Source organism: Streptomyces sp. NPDC028711 (assembly GCF_055565415.1).
Genome location: NZ_JBVHUJ010000001.1, coordinates 845,209 through 863,628, shown reverse-complemented (window position 1 = coordinate 863,628; position 18,420 = coordinate 845,209). Strand labels below are relative to the sequence as shown.

General features: G+C 71.7%; 14 protein-coding genes and 1 tRNA gene. 12 read left to right on the top strand and 3 right to left on the bottom strand.

Annotated elements, in window-relative coordinates:
• Window positions 1–107: 107 nt before the first annotated feature.
• Window positions 108–341 (top strand): hypothetical protein, encoded by a 234-nt coding sequence (locus ACZ4VK_RS03875; RefSeq protein WP_015033559.1) that lies wholly within the window; start codon window positions 108–110, stop codon window positions 339–341.
• Here ACZ4VK_RS03875 and ACZ4VK_RS03870 read toward each other — a convergent pair.
• Window positions 320–1,540, bottom strand: coding sequence for a glycosyltransferase 87 family protein (locus ACZ4VK_RS03870; RefSeq protein WP_468348113.1), 1,221 nt, complete (start codon window positions 1,538–1,540; stop codon window positions 320–322). The two genes, ACZ4VK_RS03875 and ACZ4VK_RS03870, sit on opposite strands and share 22 nt — an antisense overlap.
• A 124-nt stretch (window positions 1,541–1,664) precedes the next feature.
• On the opposite strand from ACZ4VK_RS03870, the gene ACZ4VK_RS03865 reads away from it, so the two are divergent.
• The 8 genes from ACZ4VK_RS03865 (at window position 1,665) to ACZ4VK_RS03830 (ending at window position 12,335) form a co-directional block, all read left to right on the top strand.
• Window positions 1,665–1,737 (top strand) — tRNA-Ala (locus tag ACZ4VK_RS03865).
• Between the two features lie 293 nt (window positions 1,738–2,030).
• Window positions 2,031–4,907 (top strand): leucine--tRNA ligase, encoded by a 2,877-nt coding sequence (gene leuS, locus ACZ4VK_RS03860; protein ID WP_468348111.1) that lies wholly within the window; start codon window positions 2,031–2,033, stop codon window positions 4,905–4,907.
• Between the two features lie 135 nt (window positions 4,908–5,042).
• Window positions 5,043–5,822 (top strand): hypothetical protein, encoded by a 780-nt coding sequence (locus ACZ4VK_RS03855; protein WP_468348109.1) that lies wholly within the window; start codon window positions 5,043–5,045, stop codon window positions 5,820–5,822.
• 49 nt (window positions 5,823–5,871) lie between these two features.
• Window positions 5,872–6,717: a DegV family protein gene (locus ACZ4VK_RS03850; RefSeq protein WP_468348107.1), complete on the top strand. Its 846-nt coding sequence runs from the start codon at window positions 5,872–5,874 to the stop codon at window positions 6,715–6,717.
• Window positions 6,718–7,089: 372 nt separating this feature from the next.
• The gene (locus tag ACZ4VK_RS03845) at window positions 7,090–7,842 is read left to right on the top strand and encodes a ComEA family DNA-binding protein (protein WP_468348105.1); all 753 of its coding nucleotides are present in this window, start codon (window positions 7,090–7,092) and stop codon (window positions 7,840–7,842) included.
• Window positions 7,839–10,343: a ComEC/Rec2 family competence protein gene (locus ACZ4VK_RS03840; RefSeq protein ID WP_468348103.1), complete on the top strand. Its 2,505-nt coding sequence runs from the start codon at window positions 7,839–7,841 to the stop codon at window positions 10,341–10,343. Before ACZ4VK_RS03845 ends, ACZ4VK_RS03840 begins: the two co-directional genes overlap by 4 nt.
• 29 nt (window positions 10,344–10,372) lie before the next feature.
• Window positions 10,373–11,062: a winged helix-turn-helix domain-containing protein gene (locus ACZ4VK_RS03835; protein ID WP_468348101.1), complete on the top strand. Its 690-nt coding sequence runs from the start codon at window positions 10,373–10,375 to the stop codon at window positions 11,060–11,062.
• Between the two features lie 4 nt (window positions 11,063–11,066).
• Window positions 11,067–12,335, top strand: a complete 1,269-nt coding sequence (locus ACZ4VK_RS03830; RefSeq protein ID WP_468348099.1) for an MFS transporter — start codon at window positions 11,067–11,069, stop codon at window positions 12,333–12,335.
• A gap of 17 nt (window positions 12,336–12,352) precedes the next feature.
• On the opposite strand, the gene ACZ4VK_RS03825 is transcribed toward ACZ4VK_RS03830, so the two are convergent.
• Window positions 12,353–12,613, bottom strand: coding sequence for a hypothetical protein (locus tag ACZ4VK_RS03825; RefSeq protein ID WP_389679148.1), 261 nt, complete (start codon window positions 12,611–12,613; stop codon window positions 12,353–12,355).
• Window positions 12,614–12,646: 33 nt separating this feature from the next.
• On the opposite strand from ACZ4VK_RS03825, the gene holA reads away from it, so the two are divergent.
• The gene (holA, locus tag ACZ4VK_RS03820) at window positions 12,647–13,636 is read left to right on the top strand and encodes a DNA polymerase III subunit delta (RefSeq protein ID WP_468348097.1); all 990 of its coding nucleotides are present in this window, start codon (window positions 12,647–12,649) and stop codon (window positions 13,634–13,636) included.
• 328 nt (window positions 13,637–13,964) lie between these two features.
• On the opposite strand, the gene rpsT is transcribed toward holA, so the two are convergent.
• Window positions 13,965–14,231 (bottom strand): 30S ribosomal protein S20, encoded by a 267-nt coding sequence (rpsT, locus tag ACZ4VK_RS03815; protein ID WP_266965826.1) that lies wholly within the window; start codon window positions 14,229–14,231, stop codon window positions 13,965–13,967.
• A 184-nt stretch (window positions 14,232–14,415) separates the two neighbouring features.
• Here rpsT and lepA point away from each other — a divergent pair, with 184 nt between their 5' ends.
• Both lepA and ACZ4VK_RS03805 read left to right on the top strand, forming a co-directional pair.
• On the top strand, window positions 14,416–16,281 hold the full coding sequence (gene lepA, locus ACZ4VK_RS03810) for a translation elongation factor 4 (RefSeq protein WP_468348095.1): 1,866 nt from the start codon (window positions 14,416–14,418) through the stop codon (window positions 16,279–16,281).
• Window positions 16,282–16,528: 247 nt separating this feature from the next.
• The gene (locus ACZ4VK_RS03805; RefSeq protein ID WP_468348093.1) at window positions 16,529–18,406 is read left to right on the top strand and encodes an AMP-dependent synthetase/ligase; all 1,878 of its coding nucleotides are present in this window, start codon (window positions 16,529–16,531) and stop codon (window positions 18,404–18,406) included.
• The last annotated feature ends 14 nt before the right edge of the window (window positions 18,407–18,420 follow it).

Here is an 18,420-nt window from a genome sequence, read left to right as displayed (position 1 = left end):
GGCCGGAGGGGGACGACGATCCGGACGGGAGGGTGGCCCAAGTGCTCGGCGACAACGGCGGGGTGTCCTGTGGGTGCACGGCCTGCGGCCACAGCTGGAGCTGACTGATGGGTGCACACAGGCGGAAATGCGACTGGTGCGGCAGCGGCACGCCCATCGTGCGCGACATGGACCCCGTCAATCCGGGGTTCCAGTACTGGTGCGAGGAGTGCGCGAGGGCGCTGATCATAAAAGGCGACCCCATCGAGACGTACCGCGAGCTGGAGGGGGAGCCGATCTACGGCCGGCTCCTCGATGAGCACTGCACCCTCAAGCGGTTCTACTCCTTCGCCACGGCCTGACGCCGCAGGGTCAGGGCGTACCCCACGAGCAGCGCCGTCGCCGTCAGCGGATAGACGGCCGACAGCACCATCTGACCCGCGTTCTGGTCCAGCTCGGGCCGGCCCGGGTCGTGCGGGACCCACCACAGCGCGAACGAGGCGAAGGCGAGGGCCACCGCCCCCGTCACCTGCCACGCGCGCGTGGCGCGGTCCGCGAGCAGGATCAGCAGGGGCACGCACCAGACCCAGTGGTGCGACCACGAGATCGGGCTGATCATCAGCGCCGTGAACGCGCAGACGACCACCGCCACCGCCTTGTCGCCGCGGAGGGCGGCCCGTACCGCGAGCACCATCGCCGCGCCGCCCAGGAGCGCCGCGCTCACCGCCCACCACATGCCCGGGTCGTCGGTGTGCATCAGCCGCGCCAGGACCCCGCGGATCGACTGGTTGGCGGTCTCCTCGGCGAAGCCGACCCGGCCCGTCTCGAACAGGGTCTCCGTCCAGAACCGCTTCGAGTCCGCCGGCAGTACGAGCGCCACGGCCAGCGTCGTCCCCAGGAACACCCCGGTCGCCGTCGCGGCCGTGCGCAGCCACGTGTTCCAGACCCGGTCACGGCGCCACAGCAGCACTCCCGCGACGAGCAGCAGGACCACGAAGAGCCCCGGTGTGAGCTTCACCGCCGTCGCCAGGCCGATGCCGAGCCCGGCCCAGCGGCTGCCCGGCCGGCGGGTCAGGTCCCAGAGCACCGCCACCGCTATGAGCAGGTTGATCTGGCCGTACCGCAGGGTCGTCCACACCGGCTCGCACCAGACCACGGCCGCGGCGACCCACAGCGTCGTACGCCACAGGTCCGTACGGGACAGCGAGGGGCGGACCAGCTGGAGCGACAGCTGGACCAGGGCGACGACCAGGAGCAGGTTCCCCGCCGTGGCGAGCGTCCGCATCAGCGGCACGCCCACCAGGGTCAGCGGGACGAACAGCAGGGCCGCGAAGGGCGGATAGGTCATGCCGAGGTTCGCCGATGTGGCGCGCATCGCGTACAGGTCGCCGCCGGCCCGCACCGTCTCGCCCTCGGCCCGGTAGACCATCACGTCGAGCATGTTCACGTGGGCGAGGCGTTGCGCCACCCAGAAGGCCGCGAACGAGAGCAGACAGACCGCCGCGGCGGTGGCCAGGGGCCACGGCCGGGCGCGGGTTCGGGAGAGCACGGAGACGGACACAGTCGGCGACCCTACCTCGCAGGTCAGAGGGGCCAGGAGAATCGATTTGGAGATCTGCGGGGGAGCCGGTTAATGTTCTGTCTGTCGCCGCGAGGGAAACCGAGACGGAGACGGAAACAGGCAAGGGGCTATAGCTCAGTTGGTAGAGCGCCTGCATGGCATGCAGGAGGTCAGGAGTTCAATTCTCCTTAGCTCCACAGAAAAGAAGCGGGCCACCCGGATCGGGTGGCCCGTTTCTTCGTGTGCCCGTTCCCCTCGCCGTACACACCGCGCCGCTCCGTGGAACGCCGGTGCGGCCCGCTCGGGCCCTGCGGTACCCTGGCGCCATGCGTGCCGTACGCCTTCTGCTTACCGAGCCGCGCTGATCAGTCCCGACGGATGACAGACATCTGTCGGAGTCGGCGCGGCGTCCCCTCCTGTGCGAGGGGATTTTTCATTTCACGGCAGTCCGTGGCAGTGGGCAGAGACGATCGATGGAGCTTCAAGGACCATGACCGAGATCAATACGGCCGCCGAGACGGCGGCCCCGCATCGCTACACGGCGGCCATGGCCGCCGACATCGAGGCACGCTGGCAGGACTTCTGGGACGCCGAGGGCACGTACGAGGCGCCGAACCCCACCGGTGACCTGGCGGGCGACCCCGCGGTCGCCGCCCGGCCCAAGAAGTTCATCATGGACATGTTCCCGTACCCCTCGGGTGCGGGCCTGCACGTCGGCCACCCGCTCGGCTACATCGCCACGGATGTCTTCGCCCGCCACGCGCGCATGACCGGCCACAACGTGCTGCACACCCTGGGCTTCGACGCCTTCGGCCTGCCGGCCGAGCAGTACGCCGTGCAGACGGGCACGCACCCGCGTGTGTCCACCGAGGCCAACATGGAGAACATGAAGGTCCAGCTGCGCCGCCTGGGCCTGGGTCACGACAAGCGGCGGTCGTTCGCCACGATCGACCCCGAGTACTACAAGTGGACCCAGTGGATCTTCCTGCAGATCTTCAACTCCTGGTACGACGACGAGGCCGGGAAGGCCCGTCCGATCGCCGAGCTGATCGAGCAGTTCGAGAACGGCACGCGTGAGGTGCCGGGCACCACGCGCGCGTGGAGCGAGCTGAGCGCCGCCGAGCGCTCCGACGTCCTGGGCGAGTACCGCCTGGCGTACGCCTCCGACGCGCCCGTCAACTGGTGCCCCGGCCTGGGCACGGTCCTGGCCAACGAGGAGGTCACCGCCGACGGACGCTCCGAGCGCGGCAACTTCCCCGTCTTCAAGTCCAAGCTGCGCCAGTGGAACATGCGGATCACCGCCTACGCGGACCGCCTGCTCGACGACCTGGACGCGCTGGACTGGCCCGAGGCCATCAAGCTGCAGCAGCGGAACTGGATCGGCCGCTCCGAGGGCGCCCGCGTCGACTTCCAGGTCGGCGACACCGGTGCGATCACCGTCTTCACCACCCGCCAGGACACCCTGTTCGGCGCCACCTACATGGTTCTGGCCCCCGAGCACGAACTGGTCGAGAAGATCGTCCCGGCCGCCTGGCCCGAGGGCACCCACGACGTGTGGACCGGCGGACACGCCACCCCGTCCGAGGCCGTCGACGCCTACCGCAAGCAGGCCGCCTCCAAGTCCGACGTCGAGCGGCAGGCCGACGCCAAGGAGAAGACCGGCGTCTTCACCGGCGCGTACGCGACCAACCCGGTCAGCGGCGAGCAGGTCCCCGTCTTCATCGCCGACTACGTCCTGATGGGCTACGGCACCGGCGCCATCATGGCCGTCCCGGCGCACGACTCCCGCGACTTCGCCTTCGCGCGCGCCTTCGAGCTGCCGATGCGCTGTGTCGTGCAGCCCAGCGACGACCGCGGCACCGACCCGTCCACGTGGGACGACGCCTTCTCCTCGTACGAGGCGAAGCTGGTCAACTCCACGAACGACGACATCTCCCTGGACGGCCTGGGCGTCGTCGACGCCAAGGAGAAGATCACCGCCTGGCTGGCCGACCGCGGCATCGGCGAGGGCACCGTCAACTTCCGGCTGCGTGACTGGCTGTTCAGCCGCCAGCGGTACTGGGGCGAGCCCTTCCCGATCGTCTACGACGAGGACGGCGTCGCCCACTCGCTGCCCGAGTCGATGCTCCCGCTGGAGCTGCCGGAGGTCGAGGACTACTCACCGCGCACCTTCGACCCGGAGGACGCGGACACCCAGCCGGAGACCCCGCTGTCCCGCAACGAGGACTGGGTCGACGTCACCCTGGACCTCGGCGACGGCGCCGGCCCGCGCCGCTACCGCCGCGAGACCAACACCATGCCCAACTGGGCGGGTTCCTGCTGGTACGAGCTGCGCTACCTCGACCCGCACAACTCCGAGAAGCTGGTCGACCCGGCCGTCGAGCAGTACTGGATGGGCCCCCGCGAGGGCATGCCGACCGGTGGCGTCGACCTGTACGTCGGCGGCGCCGAGCACGCCGTGCTGCACCTGCTGTACGCGCGCTTCTGGTCCAAGATCCTGTTCGACCTGGGTCACATCTCCTCGGCCGAGCCGTTCCACAAGCTGTACAACCAGGGCATGATCCAGGCCTTCGTCTACCGGGACGCGCGCGGGATCGCCGTGCCGGCGGCGGAGGTCGAGGAGCGGGACGGCGGCTTCTGGTACCAGGGCGAGAAGGTCAGCCGAGTCCTGGGCAAGATGGGCAAGTCCCTGAAGAACGCCGTGACGCCCGACGAGATCTGCGCCGAGTTCGGCGCCGACACCCTGCGCCTGTACGAGATGGCGATGGGCCCGCTGGACGTGTCCCGGCCCTGGGACACGCGCGCGGTGGTCGGCCAGTACCGGCTGCTGCAGCGGCTGTGGCGCAACATCGTCGACGAGTCGACCGGCGAGGTCACCGTCGTCGACACCGAGGCCGACGAGGACACGCTGCGCGCCCTGCACAAGGCGATCGACGGCGTCTCGCAGGACATGGCGGCCATGCGCTTCAACACCGCCATCGCCAAGGTCACCGAGCTGAACAACCACCTGACGAAGTCGGGTGCCCCGCTCTCCCGGCCGGTCGCCGAGAAGCTGGTGCTGCTGGTCGCCCCGCTGGCCCCGCACATCGCCGAGGAGCTGTGGCGCAAGCTGGGCCACGCCGACTCGGTCGTCCACCAGGACTTCCCGGTCGCCGACCCGGCGTACGTCGTCGACGAGACCGTGACCTGTGTCGTGCAGATCAAGGGCAAGGTCAAGGCCCGCCTGGAGGTCTCGCCTTCGATCACGGACGCCGAGCTGGAGACGCTGGCGCTCGGTGACTCGCACGTGGTCGCCGCTCTGGGCGGCGCGGAGATCCGCAAGGTGATCGTGCGGGCGCCGAAGCTGGTCAACATCGTGGCCGGCTGACGGCATGTGTGACGGCACATAGGGGTTTCCCCTACGGGCAGGTTGGGGGTTCCGATGGAACCCTCGGCCTGCCCGTTCCGTTTACCGTGGAGGAACCACATCCGTGGGGACTCGACGGACGCCGGAGGGGCGCACATGAACGCCGCGATTATCACGATCATGGCACTGCTCTTCTTGTCGTTCGTGGTGCTCGGGGTCTACGTCACCGTGAAGGCGGCCAAGGCCGCCAAGCGGGGCGTCGACCGCACCATCGACCAGGCCAGGCGCACGGTCGAGGACACGACGCTGCGGGCCAAGAGCTTCGGCCAGACCGGCGTCGCCGGCGAGCTGGCCAGACTGCGGCTGTCGCTGCGCACCTCGATGCGGGCCACCCAGGAGGCGCTGCAGGCCGGGGTCGGCGAGGACGCCTCGCTGAAGGAGTCGCTCGACCTGTTCCACCGGCTCAGCGGGCACGGACTCGAACTGGACGAGGACCTCAAGCGCCTTGAGCGGGAGCCCGACCGGGCCTACGTGTCGGCGCAGCTTCCCGAACTCACCGCGCGGACCGAGCGGATCACCGGCTCGGCCGAGGCGCTGCGCCGCGCCGCCCGGGACCGCGCACTCAAGTTCGCCGAGGACGACCTGTCGGCGCTCAGCGACCAGATCGACGTCGAGGCGGGTGCGCTGCGCCACTGGACCGGCCCGGAGACCACCCAGGGACCGGTGCCGGGGACCGCCGCCGGAACCGCCGCCGGAACCGCTCCCGGAACAGGTACCGGTATCGGGGAGGAGCGGGCGCGCCCTGCCGGGGCGTCAGGGAAGTCGGCGCAGGGCGGCCCGGGGGTCGGCGGCGAGCAGCCCGCGATCACGGCGCCCGATCCCCGACTGACCGCCTACCCCTGGGAGAAGTCGGCCCGCCCGGAGACCACCACCTGACGGGGGGCCGGGCTGCCGTGCGGCGGCTTCGGCGGGTAACCTCCCGCTCATGTCCCGGCATGTCGCGATCGTCACCGATTCCACGGCCTACCTGCCACGCCAGACGAGGGAGCGGCACGCCATCACCACGGTCCCGTTGACCGTCGTCATCGGCGACCGCGCCCTTGAGGAAGGTACGGAGATCTCGGCCAGGGCCCTCGTCGAGGCCCTCCAGAAGAAGCGGTCCGTCACCACCTCGCGGCCGAGCCCCGAGATCTTCGCCGAGGCCTACCGCGCGGCCGCCGAGGCGGGCGCGCCAGGCGTCGTCTCGCTCCATCTGTCCGCCGAGGTCTCCGGGACCTATGACGCGGCCGTCCTCGCGGCGAAGGACGCCCCCGTACCCGTGCGAGTGGTGGACACCCGCATGATGGGCATGGCGCTGGGCTTCTGCGTGCTCGCGGCGGCGGAGGTCGCGGAGGCGGGCGGCTCGCCGGACGAGGCGGTCGCGGCCGCCGAGAAGCGCGCGGCGGGAACCTCCGCCTACTTCTACGTCGACACCCTCGACCATCTGCGCCGCGGCGGGCGCATCGGGGCGGCGCAGGCCCTGCTCGGCTCCGCGCTCGCCGTGAAGCCGCTCCTCGAACTCGACGGCGGGCGGATCGAGCTGCGGGAGAAGGTCCGGACGGCCTCGAAGGCCATCGCACGGCTCGAGGAGATCGCCGTCGAACGCGCCGGTTCCGGCGCCGTCGACATCGCCGTCCACCACCTCTCCGCGCCCGAACGGGCCGCCGTCCTCGCCGACCGGCTGAGGGAGCGGGTACCGGGCATGGGGGAACTCCACGTCAGCGAGGTGGGGGCGGTCATCGGCGCCCACACGGGGCCCGGGCTCCTCGCGGTCGTCGTCTCGCCGCGCTGAGACGGGCCGTCCCCCGAGGGAGTGACGGAGTTGTCCACAGGGACCTCCCCGTCCACGGAAGCCGGGTGAGTCCCGCACGGCACGGCGGTGATCCCTACCGTCAGCCGCATGACTCTTCGTACACGCATCGCAACGACCACTCCTGACGTCCTCGGCGCGGCGGGCGCTCCGTCCAGCGGTCCCGGCAGGCCGCCGGGTTCCGACGGGCGGAGCCGCCCCGGGGCGCGTGGCGCGTCCGTGGGGCGGGCCCGGAGGCGGGCCCGGGTCAGGACGGCCGCGACGGTTCCCGGGGGCGTCGTACGGCGGCGGGGGGACGCGCTGTTCCCGTCGGCGGCACCCTCGGCACCGGCGGCTCCGCCAGAAGAGCCTGCGGTGGCGGAGTCCCCAGGGGCTCCCGAGGCTGTGGAGCGGGGGTCCCCGCCCGGTGCCTGGAAGCGGATGGCGGCGACGCTCCGCGAGCGGACCCCGGTGTGGGTGCAGACCCGGTGCGGGCTCGAACCGAGGGCGCTGGGCGCGCTGTCGGTGGTCCTGGTCGCGGCAGCGGCCCTCGCCGGCGGCTACTTCTGGACGGGGCGGCCGGAGCCGGTGCGGGCGCCGGACCTCGTCCGCGCGGTCCCCGTGGCGGCCGCGCCCACCTCACGGGCCGGAGGAGGGGCGGGACCGGGTTCGGGGCCGACGGCGGGCGGTGCGAAGGTGATCGTCGACGTCGCCGGCAAGGTGCGCAGGCCCGGAGTGCTGACCCTGCCCGCGGGCTCGCGTGTGGCGGACGCCCTGCGCGCCGCGGGCGGGGCGAAGCCCGACGCCGATCTCACGGGGCTCAACCGGGCCCGAGTCCTCTTCGACGGTGAGCAGGTCCTCGTCGGGCTGCCGGGGACACCGGTCGGCGGCTCCGGCTCCGGTCCGGGGACCGGCGCCGGTGGGGCCGGGCCGGGGGTGCCGTTGAGCCTCAACACGGCCACGGTGGAGCAGCTCGACACCCTGCCGGGCGTCGGCCCGGTCCTCGCCCGGCACATCGTCGACCATCGAACCGAGCACGGGGGCTTCCGGTCCGTGGGGGAGCTGCGCGAGGTCAACGGCATCGGCGAGCGGCGGTTCGCCGACCTCGAACCCTTGGTCCGGCCATGAACCGCGAGGGGACGACGGGCGACGAGCGGGGGGCCTCGGAGCCCCCGTGGAGGGAGGGGCCCACCGATCTCCGGCTCGTCCCGCTCGCGGTGGCGGCCTGGGTGGCGGCGGCCTGCGCGGTGGGTGTCCCGGGGTGGTGGACGCTGGCCGGTGTCGCGGTCTGTCTGGCCGGAGCCGCCGTCCTGATGGCCCCGGCCGTGGCGCGGCGGCTCGGCGGCGGGGGCGTCGCTCGGGGCGCGCCCGGGTGGCGGTTGCGGGCGACCGCCTGCGCGGGAGTCCTGCTGTGTGCCGCGGCCGGGGCCACCTCGGCGGGGCTGCACGCGGCGGACCTGCGGCGGGGCCCCGTACCTGCCCTGGCACAGGAGTACGCGCGGGCTCAACTGGAGGTGACGGTGACCTCCGACCCCCGGCTCACCCGGCCGCGCGTACGGGGCAGCGAGACGGTTCCGGTCTCGGTCGTCCTGGACGGCGAGGTGACCCGGGCGGAGAGGTCCGACGGTACGGTCCACCGGACCCGGGCGCCGGTCCTGGTGATCGTGCCGCCGGGGGACGGACGGGAGGCATGGCTGCGGCTCCTGCCCTCCACCCGGCTGAGGATCGCCGCCCGGCTCGCGCCGCCGTCGCATCCCGGCGAGCCCTTCGCGGCCGTGCTCAAGGTCGCGGGTGGCGGCCCGCCGCACGTCATCGGGCCCCCGAGCGCGACGCAACGGACGGCGGGGGAGCTCCGCGCCGGTCTGCGGCGGGCGACCGAGGGGCTCGATCCCGACGCGCGGGCCCTGCTGCCCGGCCTGGTGGTCGGGGACACCTCCCGGATCGGGCCCGAGCTGCGGGACGCCTTCGAAGCCACTGATCTCACTCACCTGCTCGCTGTCTCCGGAAGCAACCTCTCCATCGTCCTGCTCCTGCTCGTCGGCAGGCCCGGGCGGGCGCACCAGGTGGAGCGGGGCGGGCTCGCGCCCCTGCTGGGGATGTCTCTGCGGGCCACCGCGCTGGCCGGGGGAGCGCTGACGCTCGCCTTCGTGGTCGTCTGCCGGCCCGACCCGAGTGTGCTGCGCGCCGCGGCCTGTGGGCTCGTCGTGCTGCTCGCGATCGGTACCGGCCGCCGGAGATCGCTGATCCCCGCGCTGGCCGCCGCCGTCCTGCTCCTGGTGCTCTACGACCCCTGGCTCGCGCGGAGTTACGGATTCCTGCTCTCCGTCCTCGCCACCGGGGCGCTGCTCACGGTCGCCCCCAGGTGGAGCGAGGCGCTGAGTCGGCGCCGGGTGCCGGGCAGGCTGGCGGAGGCGCTGGCGGCCTCCCTCGCGGCGCAGGCGGTGTGCGCTCCGGTCGTGGTGGTGTTCGCCGCCCGGGTGAGCCTGGTCGCGATCCCGGCGAATCTGTTCGCCGAGCTCGCGGTGGCGCCCGCGACGGTGTTCGGCTTCGCCGCGCTCGCCCTTGCCCCGGTCTGGACGCCGGCCGCGGAGGGCCTTGCCTGGGTGGCTGGTTGGCCCGCCGGGTGGATCGCGGGGGTGGCCCGTACCGGCGCCGCTCTGCCGGGGGCGGAGCTCGCGTGGTCCGGCGGATGGTGGGGCGGCCTTGCCCTCGCCCTGCTCACCGCTCTGGTGGTGCTCGGGGTGCGAAAGCTGCCGTACCGGGGGCCGGTCGGCGCGCTCGTCGCCGTACTGCTGGTCCTTGTGGTGGTGCGGCCGGTTCCGTTGGCCCGATGGGCCACCGGCTGGCCGCCGCCGGGCTGGGTGTTCGCGATGTGCCAGGTGGGGCAGGGGGATGCGACGGTGCTCGCGGCGGGCGGGGACGCGGCCGTCGTCGTCGACGCGGGCCCCGATCCCGTGTCGGTGGACCGCTGTCTGCGTGAACTCGGGGTGCGGCGGGTGCCGTTGCTGGTCCTGACCCACTTCCACGCGGACCATGTGGCCGGGCTGCCGGGGGTGTTGCGGGGCCGGTCGGTGGGGGCGATCCAGACGACGGGGCTGGAAGAGCCGCCGGCCCAGGCCCGGTTCGTACGGCGGACGGCGGCGGCCGCGCGTGTGCCGGTGATCCTCGCGGGGCCGGGGGAGCGGCGGCGGGCCGGAGCGCTGGAATGGCAGGTGCTGTGGCCGACGGAGGGCCCGGGTTCCGGGGTGTCGTCCGACGGGCCGAACGACGCCAGCGTCACGCTGCTCGTCCGGACCGCCGGAGGAGTGACCCTGCTGCTTCTCGGCGATCTGGAACCGCCGGCCCAGCGGGCCTTGCTGCGGGCCCATCCGGGGCTCGCGCCGGTGGATGTGCTCAAGGTGGCCCACCATGGATCGGCCCATCAGGACCCCGGGCTCATACGGGCCGTACGGCCGCGGCTCGCGCTGGTGTCGACGGGGCGCGACAACCCGTACGGGCATCCCTCGCCCCGGACGATGGAGGCGTTGCGGGGCGGTGGGGCGCGGGTGCTGCGGACCGATCGGGACGGGGCGATCGCGGTGACGGGAGCGGGGGCGGGGTTGGTGGCCGTACCGCGAGGAGGCTTGTAGAGGAGTCTTTCTAAAGATACCTTTTCATCATGCCGGAGACCAGCGACCCGCAGCCCGGGGGCGAGCAGCCCCGCAGTATCCGACTCACCGACCCGCGAGCCCTGCGGGCCTACGCCCACCCCCTGCGGATGACCCTGGTGGGCCTGCTGCGCAGCAGCGGACCCTTCACCGCCACCCGGGCCGCCGAACTGACCGGGGAGTCCGTGGCCAGCTGCTCCTACCACCTGCGGATACTCGCCAAGTACGGGCTCGTGGAGGAGGCACCGGGCGGCCGGGGGCGGGAAAAGCCCTGGCGGGCGACGGCCCGGTACACGGAGTGGCCGGAGTACAGCGAGGACGCGACGGTCGCGGAGGCGGCCGACGCGCTGAGCGCCGCCGTCGCCGAGCGCTACTTCGAGCGGGTCACCCGGGCCATGGAGAACCGGCACCGGCTGCCGAAGGAGTGGCGGGAGGCGGAGGAGTTCGGCGACTCCCTGCTCCACCTCACGCCGGAGGAGCTGACCGGCCTCGGCGAGCGGATCGACGCGCTGCTGCGGCCCTACGAGGCCCGTCAGTCGGATCCCTCCCTCCGGCCGGAGGGCGCCCGGCCCGTCACGGTCCTGCGGATCGCCTACCTGGACCAGGACTCGCCCCAGGACATCCCCCACATCCCTCAGGAAACCTCCCAGGACGCCCCTCAGGTCACCCCTCAGGACCTCCCCGGAAGCGAAGAGGAGTAGAGACGTGGCCCTCGTGGAACGCGTACCGGCGCTGCTGCGCGAGCGGTCCTTCCGCCGCTACTGGACCGGGCAGACCATCTCCCTCGCCGGGGACCAGATATCCCTGATGGCGATCCCGCTCGCCGCCGTCCTGGTCCTCGGCGCCGACGCGGCGGCGATGGGCTGGCTCAAGGCCGCCGAACTCCTGCCCGCACTCCTGCTCAACCTGCCGCTCGGCGCCTGGGCCGACCGGCAGGCGAGCCGCAGGCGCGCCATGATCGCGGCCGACCTCGGGCGGGCGGCGCTGGTGCTGACCCTCCCCGTGGCCTACGCCCTCGACGCGCTGACCCTCACCCAGCTGTACGTGGTGGCCTTCGGGATCGGCGCGCTCACCGTGCTCTTCGAGGTCTGCAACACCACGCTCTTCGTGGCGCTCGTCCCCACCGAGAGCTACGTGCAGGCGAACGCGCTGGTCAACGGCAGCCGTTCGACAGCCTGGCTTGCGGGGCCGGGGATCGGCGGCCTGCTCGTGCAGTTCCTCACCGCTCCCCTGGCCCTGCTCGCGGACGCCCTGACCTATCTGGTGTCGGCCGGGTACCTGGCGCGGATCAGGCCGGTCGAGCCCCCGCCGGCCCCCGTGGAGAAGGGCCACTTCACCGAGGGTCTGCGCTGGGTGCTCCGGGACCGCTCGATGCGAGCCCTGTTCGCCGCCTCCGGCACGGTCCAGTTCTTCAACTACATGTTCCACACCCTCTTCGTGCTCTACGTGACCACCGAACTCGGCATCACCGCGGGCCTGCTCGGGCTGATCCTCGGAGCCGGGGCCGTGGGCGGTCTCCTCGGAGCCGTGTTCAGCGGGGTGGTCGTCCGGCGGATCGGCATCGGGGGCTCGCTCGTCGCCGGGTTCCTCGGATTCACGCTGCCCCTGGTCCTGATACCCCTGGCCGAGGGCCCGCTTCCGCTGGTGGTGTTCGTGATGTTCCTCGCCGAGTTCCTGTCATGCGTGGGCGTGATGATCGTGGACATCGCCGCGGGGTCGTTCCAGATGGCGTTGATACCGGACGCCGTTCGGGCCCGGGTCATGGGGGCGTACCGGACGCTCAACCACGGCTTCCGCCCGATCGGCGCGCTCGTCGGCGGTCTGCTCGGCACCGCGATCGGGCTGCGCCCGACCCTGTGGATCGCCACCGTGGGGGCGGTGCTCGCCGTGCTGTGGGTGCTGCCCTCGCCACTGCCGCGCATGCGGGAACTTCCCGCGCGGGAAGGGGAGCCCGCGACGCCGGTCGGCGGGTAGGCGGTCCGCTCGCCGCGCTACGGGGCCTCCAGCCAGCCGTCGTACTCGGCGGCCAGTCCGTCGAGCGCCGCCGGGTCGAGCCGGCCCTCCGGGTCTTCGACGACCACCAGCCACTGGGCGTCCTCGGCGTCGTCCTCCCCGGCGAGGGAGTCCCGTACGAGCTGCGGTTCCTCGGCGACGCCGAAACGATCGGGGAGTTCCCCCGCGACCTCCTCGGCGGCGTCGCGGTCGGGGAGTACCAGTACGTGTCGTTCACTCACCCCGCCATTCTCGGGCATGGCTGTCAGTGGCCCGTGGGATGCTGGATCGCGATGGCCACCAGAAAGACTTCCCCCGACGACCTCCTCGGCCCCGTGACGCTCGCCGTGGGCCAGGAGGACCTGCTCCTCGACCGTGTCGTCCAGGAGGTGGTGGCGGCCGCCCGCGCCGCCGACGCCGACACGGATGTGCGCGACCTCACGCCGGACCAGCTCCAGCCCGGCTCGCTGGCGGAGCTCACCAGCCCCTCGCTCTTCGCTGAGCGCAAGGTGCTCGTCGTGCGGAACGCGCAGGATCTCTCCGCCGACACGATCAAGGACGTCAAGGCCTACCTCGACGATCCGATCGAGGACATCTCGCTCGTCCTGCTCCACGCGGGCGGTGCCAAGGGCAAGGGTCTGCTCGACGCCGCGCGCAAGGCGGGGGCGCGGGAGGTGGCCTGCCCGAAGACGACGAAGCCGGCGGAGCGGCTGACGTTCGTACGGCAGGAGTTCCGCGCCCTCGGGCGGGCGGCCACGCCGGAGGCCTGCCAGGCGCTCGTGGACTCGATCGGCAGCGATCTGCGGGAGCTCGCGTCCGCGGTCGCTCAGCTCACGTCCGACGTGGACGGGACGATCGACGAGGCCGTCGTCGGGCGGTACTACACGGGCCGCGCCGAGGCCTCCTCCTTCAACATCGCGGACCGTGCGGTCGAGGGGCGGGCGGCGGAGGCCCTCGAGGCCCTGCGCTGGTCACTGTCGACCGGGGTCGCGCCGGTGCTCGTCACCAGCGCGCTCGCGCAGGGGGTACGGGCGATCGGCAAGCTGTCGTCGGCGCGGGGCGGCAGGCCCGCCGACCTGGCGCGGGAGCTGGGAATGCCGCCGTGGAAGATCGACCGCGTGCGGCAGCAGATGCGGGGCTGGACGCCGGACGGGGTGTCGGTGGCGCTGCGGGCGATCGCGGAGGCGGACGCGGGGGTGAAGGGCGGGGGGGACGACCCGGAGTACGCCCTGGAGAAGGCGGTGGTCGCGGTGGCGCGGGCGGCGAGGATGCGGCGGGAGTAGCCGCCGGGGGTCTTCCGGGCCGGCCCTGCCGGCCGGGCCTGTCGGACCAGCCGTGCTGGGCCGGGCTTGTGGGGCCGGTGCGGGATGGTTCGTGGCTGGTGCCGAGCGGTCCCCCACCCCCCTTCCCGAAACCCTGCCGGGGGCTGGTGGCCCCTGGACGCGACGAAGGCCCCGGTCGCTCCTGGGGAGGAGGCGGCGGGGCCTTCGTCGTTCAAGCTGGGTGGGCTCGCACCCGCGTGGCGAACGCGTCCGCGTGCGAGTCCTGGGTGGCCGGGCGGGAGCGGGAGAGAGGGCCCGCTGGGTCCCGTACGGCCGATCACATCAGAGCTCAGCCCTGGAGAGCGGCAACCTTGGTGGCCAGCGCCGACTTCTTGTTGGCGGCGGCGTTCTTGTGGATGACGCCCTTCGAGACAGCCTTGTCGAGCGCGCGCGCGGCGGCGCGGGAAGCCACGGTGGCCTTCTCGACGTCACCGGCGGCGACAGCCTCGCGGGCCTTGCGGATCGCGGTCTTGAGCGACGACTTGACGGCCTTGTTACGCAGGCGCGCCTTCTCGTTGGTCTTGTTCCGCTTGATCTGGGACTTGATGTTCGCCACGAAAAGAGCCTTTACAGGTTCGATGTTCCTTCTGGAGTGTGACTCGCAGCTGAGAGGGCACACGAGGCACAGCTGTCCACAGTATCAGTGACCCTCGGGGCCGCCCAAACCGGGCACAGGGCGACGGGCATGGGACCATGGAGCCTACGTATCGATCCGACATCGCCCCGAGACGAGACCCTGCGTGCCCGCGACTCCTACCCACGTGCCCGAGCCGAGCCGTACCGACCCGGCTCTGATCCGCAACTTCTGCATCATCGCGCACATCGACCACGGCAAGTCCACGCTCGCCGACCGGATGCTCCAGCTGACCGGTGTGGTCGACCAGCGGCAGATGCGTGCCCAGTATCTCGACCGCATGGACATCGAGCGGGAGCGGGGCATCACGATCAAGTCCCAGGCGGTCCGGCTGCCGTGGGCGCCGACCGAGGGGCCGGCTCAGGGCACCACGCACATCCTGAACATGATCGACACCCCGGGGCACGTCGACTTCACGTACGAGGTCTCGCGTTCGCTGGCGGCCTGCGAGGGCACGGTCCTGCTGGTGGACGCGGCCCAGGGCATCGAGGCGCAGACCCTGGCCAACCTGTACCTGGCGATGGAGAACGACCTCACCATCGTTCCCGTACTGAACAAGATCGACCTGCCGGCCGCCCAGCCGGAGAAGTTCTCCGAGGAGCTCGCCAACCTCATCGGCTGCCAGCCGGAGGACGTCCTCAAGGTCTCCGCGAAGACCGGTGTCGGCGTCGAGGCCCTGCTCGACCGCGTCGTCCGGGACGTCCCCGCGCCCGTCGGTGTCGCGGACGCCCCCGCGCGCGCGATGATCTTCGACTCCGTGTACGACTCGTACCGGGGCGTGGTGACGTACGTACGAGTGGTCGACGGTCAGCTCAACAAGCGCGAGCGCATCAAGATGATGTCGACCGGCGCCACCCACGAGCTGCTCGAGATCGGTGTCTCGTCCCCGGAGATGACGCCCGCCGACGGCATCGGCGTCGGCGAGGTCGGCTACATCATCACCGGCGTGAAGGACGTCCGTCAGTCCAAGGTCGGTGACACGATCACCTCCCTGAACAAGGGCGCGACCGAGGCCCTGGGTGGCTACAAGGACCCGAAGCCGATGGTGTTCTCGGGCCTCTACCCGCTGGACGGCTCCGAGTACCCGGACCTCCGCGAGGCCCTCGACAAGCTCCAGCTCAACGACGCCGCGCTGGTCTACGAGCCGGAGACCTCCGCCGCGCTCGGCTTCGGCTTCCGCGTCGGTTTCCTCGGACTGCTCCACCTCGACGTGATCCGTGAGCGGCTCGAGCGCGAGTTCGGGCTCGATCTGATCGCCACCGCCCCCAACGTGGTCTACCGCGTGGTCATGGAGGACGGCAGCGAGCACACGGTCACGAACCCGAGCGAGTTCCCCGAGGGCAAGATCGACGACGTGTACGAGCCCGTCGTCCGCGCCACGATCCTCGCCCCCAGCGAGTTCATCGGCGCGATCATGGAGCTCTGCCAGACCCGTCGCGGCACCCTCATGGGCATGGACTACCTCTCCGAGGACCGGGTCGAGATCCGCTACACCCTGCCGCTCGCCGAGATCGTCTTCGACTTCTTCGACCAGCTGAAGTCCAAGACGCGCGGTTACGCCTCCCTGGACTACGAGCCCACCGGCGAGCAGGCCTCCAGCCTGGTCAAGGTCGACATCCTGCTGCACGGCGACAAGGTCGACGCGTTCTCCGCCGTCACCCACAAGGACGCCGCGTACGCCTACGGTGTGCGGCTCGTCGCGAAGCTGCGCGAGCTCATCCCGCGGCAGGCCTTCGAGGTGCCGATCCAGGCCGCGATCGGCTCCCGCGTCATCGCCCGCGAGACCATCCGCGCCATCCGCAAGGACGTCCTCGCCAAGTGCTACGGCGGTGACATCTCCCGTAAGCGGAAGCTGCTGGAGAAGCAGAAGGAAGGCAAGAAGCGCATGAAGATGGTCGGTTCGGTGGAGGTGCCGCAGGAGGCCTTCATCGCCGTCCTGTCGAGCGACGAGTCCTCCGGCAAGAAGAAGTAGCGTCGGCCGGAAGAGGCAGTCGGTGAACGGGTCCACGCGCCACGCGCGCGTGGGCCCGTTCTCGCGACCGAGCGTGGCCGGTTCTCGCGACCACACGAGGGCCCGTTCGTTATGGAAGCGACGTGAAGCGACGCCCTGTAGCCCCTTACGCGCCGGTCCTCGGCGCTTTACTCTGATCCCGGCTCGAAGGTTACTCGCCAGTTAGTTACGAACCACCAGCAGGCACCGCCGCCGCCCGGAGGACGTCGTGAGCGACACACAGACCCAGATCGAGAACCGGCCGCCTTCCGTGGCGACCCTCTTCCTTGAGCGCGTGGAGCGGACTCCGGACGCGGAGGCCTACCGCTACCCCGTGCCCGCCGCCTCCGGCGCCGGTCCGGACGACTGGAAGTCGCTCAGCTGGGGCCAGGCCGCCGAGCGCGTCTACGCGATCGCCGCCGGCCTCGTCGACCTCGGCGTGCAGCCCGAGGAGCGCGTCGCACTCGCCTCCTCCACCCGCGTCGAGTGGATCCTCGCCGACCTCGGCGTGATGTGCGCGGGCGCCGCGACCACCACGGTCTACCCGCAGACCAACGCCGAGGAGTCGGCGTTCATCCTCTCCGACTCGGAGTCGAAGGTCCTCATCGCCGAGGACGCGGCCCAGCTCGCCAAGGCCGTGGAGCGTCGCGCCGACCTGCCCAACCTCCACCACGTGGTCGTCATCGACGCCACCGGCGTGGAGAGCGACGGCGAGTGGGTGCTCTCCCTCGCCGAGCTCGAGGCGCGCGGCAAGGCGTACCTGGAGAAGCACCCCGAGGCCGTCAAGGAGCGGGTCGCGGCGATCACCCCCACCCAGCTCGCGACCCTCATCTACACCTCCGGCACCACGGGCCGCCCCAAGGGCGTCCGCCTCCCGCACGACAACTGGTCGTACATGGCGAAGGCCATCGCCGCCACCGGCCTCGTCACCCAGGACGACGTCCAGTACCTGTGGCTGCCGCTCGCGCACGTCTTCGGCAAGGTCCTCACCTCGGGCCAGATCGAGGTCGGGCACGTCACCGCCGTCGACGGCCGCGTCGACAAGATCATCGAGAACCTGCCGGTGGTCCAGCCGACCTACATGGCCGCCGTGCCCCGCATCTTCGAGAAGGTCTACAACGGCGTCGCCGCCAAGGCCCGCGCCGCCGGCGGAGCCAAGTACAAGATCTTCCAGTGGGCGGCCGGCGTCTCCCGCGCCTACGCCAAGGCGAGCCAGGACAACTTCCGCCGCACCGGCACCGCCTCCGCGCCCTTCGGCCTCACCGCCAAGCACAAGATCGCCGACGCCCTCGTCTACTCCAAGATCCGCGACGCCTTCGGCGGCAACCTGCGCGCGTGCATCTCCGGCTCCGCCGCGCTCGCCCCCGAGATCGGCTACTTCTTCGCCGGCGCGGGCATCCACATCCTGGAGGGGTACGGACTCACCGAGTCCTCCGCCGCCTCCTTCGTCAACCCGGGGGAGGCCTACCGCACCGGCACCGTCGGCAAGCCGCTTCCCGGCACCGAGGTCCGCATCGCCGACGACGGCGAAATCCTGCTGCGCGGCCCCGGCATCATGGAGGGCTACCACGGCCTCCCCGAGAAGACGGCCGAGGTCCTGGAGTCCGACGGCTGGTTCCACACCGGTGACATCGGCGAGCTGTCCGCCGACGGCTACCTCCGGATCACCGACCGCAAGAAGGACCTGATCAAGACGTCCGGCGGCAAGTACATCGCGCCCGCCGAGGTCGAGGGCCAGTTCAAGGCCGTCTGCCCGTTCGTCTCGAACATCCTCGTCCACGGCGCCGACCGGAACTTCTGCACCGCGCTGATCGCCCTCGACGAGCCCTCCCTCCTCGGCTGGGCCGCCGAGCACGACCTCGCGGGCAAGTCGTACGCCGAGGTCGTCGCAGCCCCGCAGACGGTGGCGATGATCCAGGGCTACGTCGACCGCCTCAACCAGGGCCTCCAGCGCTGGCAGACGATCAAGAAGTTCCGCCTGCTGCCGCGCGACCTCGACATCGAGCACGGCGAGCTGACCCCGTCGCTGAAGCTGAAGCGGCCGGTGGTCGAGCGCGAGTACAAGCACCTCATCGAGGAGATGTACGCGGGCTCCCGGGAGTCCTGACCAGCCAGGACCGC